The following is a 269-nucleotide window of genomic DNA, read 5'->3' as shown; positions in this document are numbered from 1 at the left end:
TTAAAGTCCGGGTAGGGTACGAACTCCGTCTCTCCCGGCACTTCCGGGAAACGCCTGAGGATCCAGTCCTCTTTCGCCTGACGCAGCCGTTCTTTGCGCGAAGAGACGAAGTTCCAGTCGATGAACCGTTTCTCAATAAAAGGGTCGCCACCGAAAATATCGACGGTTGTATTTTCACCCATCTCAAACTCACACAGGCGACTGTTATTGGCGATCAGCAGCTTTCCGGGTCCAAAAGTATCGCTTTCGCTACGCACCTCCCCTTCCAG

General features: G+C 53.2%; 1 protein-coding gene. It reads right to left on the bottom strand.

Features of this window, described 5'->3' with window-relative positions; all coding sequences use genetic code 11:
- Nucleotides 1-269, bottom strand: a 269-nt coding sequence (locus B3Z75_RS12500) for a pirin-like C-terminal cupin domain-containing protein (protein ID WP_294072223.1), incomplete at both ends; no start/stop codon positions are given.

It is taken from the genome of Proteiniphilum sp. UBA1028 (genome assembly GCF_002316955.1).
Lineage (GTDB): Bacteria > Bacteroidota > Bacteroidia > Bacteroidales > Dysgonomonadaceae > Proteiniphilum.
Note: the sequence above shows the minus strand (reverse complement) of the source record. Positions and strands in the feature narration are given on the sequence as shown.